The organism is Pseudomonas sp. 2VD, assembly GCF_005503585.1.
GTDB classification, from domain to species: Bacteria; Pseudomonadota; Gammaproteobacteria; order Pseudomonadales; family Pseudomonadaceae; genus Pseudomonas; species Pseudomonas aeruginosa.
The window spans coordinates 1-3,407 of the sequence record NZ_SCND01000502.1 but is presented as its reverse complement, the minus strand read 5'-3'; the positions used below and the strand labels follow the sequence as shown (position 1 = coordinate 3,407).

At 66.5% G+C, this 3,407-nt stretch carries 4 protein-coding genes and 1 pseudogene; 2 read left to right on the top strand and 3 right to left on the bottom strand.

Annotation, left to right across the window (positions count from 1 at the left end):
* The 3 genes from FFS27_RS30605 to FFS27_RS30595 form a co-directional block, all read right to left on the bottom strand.
* A partial coding sequence (locus FFS27_RS30605) for a MerR family transcriptional regulator (protein ID WP_137952443.1) occupies window positions 1–587 on the bottom strand: 587 nt, incomplete at its 3' end.
* Between the two features lie 9 nt (window positions 588–596).
* Window positions 597–1,553, bottom strand: coding sequence for a DUF523 and DUF1722 domain-containing protein (locus FFS27_RS30600; RefSeq protein WP_021264088.1), 957 nt, complete (start codon window positions 1,551–1,553; stop codon window positions 597–599).
* Between the two features lie 152 nt (window positions 1,554–1,705).
* Window positions 1,706–2,689 carry an NAD(P)/FAD-dependent oxidoreductase gene (locus FFS27_RS30595; protein WP_003094987.1) on the bottom strand — a complete coding sequence of 328 codons (984 nt, stop codon included), beginning with the start codon at window positions 2,687–2,689 and terminating at the stop codon, window positions 1,706–1,708.
* A 413-nt stretch (window positions 2,690–3,102) separates the two neighbouring features.
* Between FFS27_RS30595 and FFS27_RS30590 the strand changes: the two are divergent.
* A pseudogene (locus FFS27_RS30590) lies at window positions 3,103–3,303 on the top strand (NAD-dependent epimerase/dehydratase family protein); the annotation flags it as partial.
* Window positions 3,248–3,407 (top strand): FAD-binding domain-containing protein (locus tag FFS27_RS30585; protein ID WP_256659772.1); only part of this gene is annotated, 160 nt, incomplete at its 3' end. The pseudogene FFS27_RS30590 and the gene FFS27_RS30585, both read left to right, overlap by 56 nt.

Genomic DNA, 3,407 nt, shown 5'->3' with positions numbered 1-3,407 from the left:
AGCCAGAGGTTCGGTTCCAGCGACAGCTCGGACTGGTTGACCAGCAGCAGCGGCGCGCCCTGTTGCAGCCGCTGCTGGTGATAAAGGCGGGCGCCCAGCTTGCTGCGCAACCAGGAGAAGAAGAAGGCCCGCTCCATGCGCGCGCCGAATTGTCCCTGCCAGCGTCGTTCGAGGTGCTGCAGCAAGGGTTGCAGAAGCTTTTCGCAGAGGGTCGCTACCGGATAGAGCGACGCGGCCTGGTTGAACAGATCGTCGAGGCGTCGCTCGGCCAGCGCGGCGATGGCGTCCAGCAGTTGTTCGTGCAGGCGTTCCCAGGGGGATTCGACATCCGCCGCCGGGGTTTCCTCCGGACGCTCCAGCAGCGCGCGCACCTGGCTGATGGCGACGCCACGCTCGAGCCAGACGAGTATCCGGCGGATGCGCTCGACCTGCTCTTCGCTGTAGAGCCGGTGACCCTTGCCGGTGCGTTGCGGCACCACCAGGCCGTAGCGGCGCTCCCAGGCGCGCAGGGTGACCGGATGGACGCCGGTCAGACGAGTGACTTCGCGGATCGGCAGGCCGCCGCGTTCGAGGTGGGGCGAGTTCATCGGGAAATCCTAGAGCGCGTTGCGCAGGCCGAGTTCGGTCGGGTGCGGTTGCAGGTAGGTCTGCTGGGCGATGTATGCATGCGGGTGGCGACGGAAGTGGTGCTTTAGCAGGGTCAGCGGTACCACCAGCGGCACGCTGCCATGCCGGTATTGCTCGATCAGCTCGCGCAATTCACGCCTGTCTTCGGCTGCGAGGTCGCGTTTCAGGTAGCCGCTCAGGTGCAGTAACACGTTGCCATGGCTGCCGCGGGTCGCGCAGCGGCGCAGGCCCTGCATCAGCTCGCCGAAGTAACGCGTGCCGAGGGCTTCCGGCTGGTAATGGCCGGCTTCGCCGAGCAGGCGGCCGAGACTGCGGTAGTGCTCCGGCGAATGCGCCAGCAACTGGTACTTGTAGCGGCTATGGAAGGCGACGATGGCCGAATGGCTGAGGCCGCGCTGGCACAGGGCCTGCCAGTGGGCATGGGCGAACACGCGGGTGAGGAAGTTCTCCCGCAGGACCGGATCGTGCAGCCGGCCTTCTTCTTCCACCGGTAGCTCCGGCAAGGCTTCGCAAAGGGCTGCGGCGAAGCGTCCACGGCCTTCGGCGCGCGGCGCGCCGCCGCCTTCTGGATAGACCTTGACCCGTTGCAGCCCGCAGGACGGCGAACGTTGCATGAAGATGAAACCGTCCAGCGTATCCGCCCGTTGCGCCACCCGCCGCGCATATTCGGCGAGCGCTCCGCCGACCGCCAGGCCGTCGCGGCTCCGCGCCTCGGCGGCTGCCGGAGTGCCTTCCAGGCGAATCGCCGGGCGCGGCGTGCCCAGGCCGATGGCCTGTTCCGGGCAGAAGGAGACGAATTCGACGTGTCGCGCCAGTTCCTCGCAAAGCGCGGATCGCTTGTGGCCGCCGTTGAAGCGCACCGGTTCGCCGAGCAGGCAGGCGCTGATGCCGAGTCGGGGCGTCAGGGAAGGGTGAGATTCGTGCATCGGTGTCGTCTCCCGAGGGGAAAGGAGGTTCGCGCGCAGCTCGACAGCCGGGCGGTCATACGACACATCCTAGAACTTATCTTGTACAGGTCAATTTATTTGTATAGGTATTTTCTTGTCACATCGGGCCGCCAGGCGACGGCCCGATCCCCTCAGAGATGTTCCAGCAGGCGCCGCGCGGCTTCCTGGCCGCTGAGCCAGGCGCCTTCGACGCGGCCGCTGGAGCACCAGTCGCCGCAGGCGTAGATGCCCAGGTCGGGATCGCCGAGGGCACCCCATTGGTGAGCCTCCGCCGGGCGTGCATAGAGCCAGCGGTGGGCGATGCTGAAGGCGGCTTCCGGCACGGCGCAGCCGATCACTTCGGCGAAGGCGCAGCGCAGGTGCTCGACCACGTCTTCCTTGGCCATGTCGATGTGTTGCCGGCTCCACTGGCTGGTGGCGTGCAGCACCCAGGTATCGAGGGCGGTGTCGCGCCCCGGCTTGCTGCGATTGCAGGCCAGCCAGGCGATCGGACTGCCGTGCACGAAGCAGCCCTGCACCGGGGTGTCGAGTACCTCGCGGAAGCCTAGCGCCACCGCCCAGGTCGGCTCCATGACCACGCTCGCGGCGGTGGCCGCCAGTTTCGGCACGCTGGCCAGCAGCGGCGTGGCCTGGGGAGCGGGGATGGCGATCAGGACCTGGTTGAACGGACCGTGGTTCTGTCCCTCGGCGTCCTGCAGGTGCCAGTGCTGCTTGCCGCGGAAGACCTCGGTGATGCGGCAGGAGAAGACCACTTGCAGATCGGTGAGCAGGGCGCGGGTGATCGCACTCATTCGCGGGATGCCGACCCAGCGTGGCTGCTCGTCCGGGGAGGGGCTCAGTTGGCCGTCGCGGTATTGGTAGAGCGCGGGTTTCCACTCGTCCACCCAGCCTTCCTCGCGCCAGTGTTGCAAGGCGTCGAGGAAGCGCCGGTCGCGGGCGGTGAAGTATTGCGCGCCGAGGTCCAGCGTGCCGGCCTCGCTGCGCTTGCTGGCCATGCGGCCGCCGCTGCCGTGGCCCTTGTCGAACAGTTGTACGGTCTGGCCGGCGGATCTCAATGCGTGGGCGGCGGAAAGCCCGGCGATGCCAGTACCGATGATGGCGATGGGGACGCTCATGACATGCCTCTCTGGTTGTGTAGCGTCTGGACAGGCGAATCAGGTTTCTTGTACAGGTTTGATTTAATGTACAGTGTTGCGCGTGCTTCGAGGCGCACCTTGCGTCGCGCCGATGGCGCGCTTGCGGCGCACGGCTCGCTTCCTGGCCTGTCGAACCTTCAGACGTTCCGTTCGGAAGTATCAACCGAGTTATCTGAAGAATAGACGGCTGGCGCCGTTCACTAAGGCACCAATGCGATGCAAGCCCTGTTCCTTGGCTGAGTCGAAAACGACGCCAGGGTTCCCTGGCCGGAGCCGACGGATCTTCCATTCACAGGATAACGCCGGAATGGGGGGAGGATGCACGGTCATCGGGCAGATCGATGTCCAGGGTCCAGACTGAAAGGGCACGCAGGCAAAACGAGGAGACAGCCATGCACATTCTCTTGACCGGCGGTACCGGCCTGATGGGTCGCCGCCTGTGCGCCCGCTGGCGACAGGCCGGACACCGGCTGACCGTGTTCAGCCGGCGGCCGCAGCAGGTGGAATCGCTGTGCGGCGTCGGCGTGCGCGGCATCGATCGTTTCGACGAGTACGGCGACCAGCCGCTCGACGCGGTGGTCAACCTGGCCGGCGGAGCTCGAAGCCTGGCAACAGGGGCGCACCGGCATACCGATCATCGATGCAGCAATGCGCCAGTTGCTCGCCACCGGCTGGATGCACAATCGCCTGCGGATGG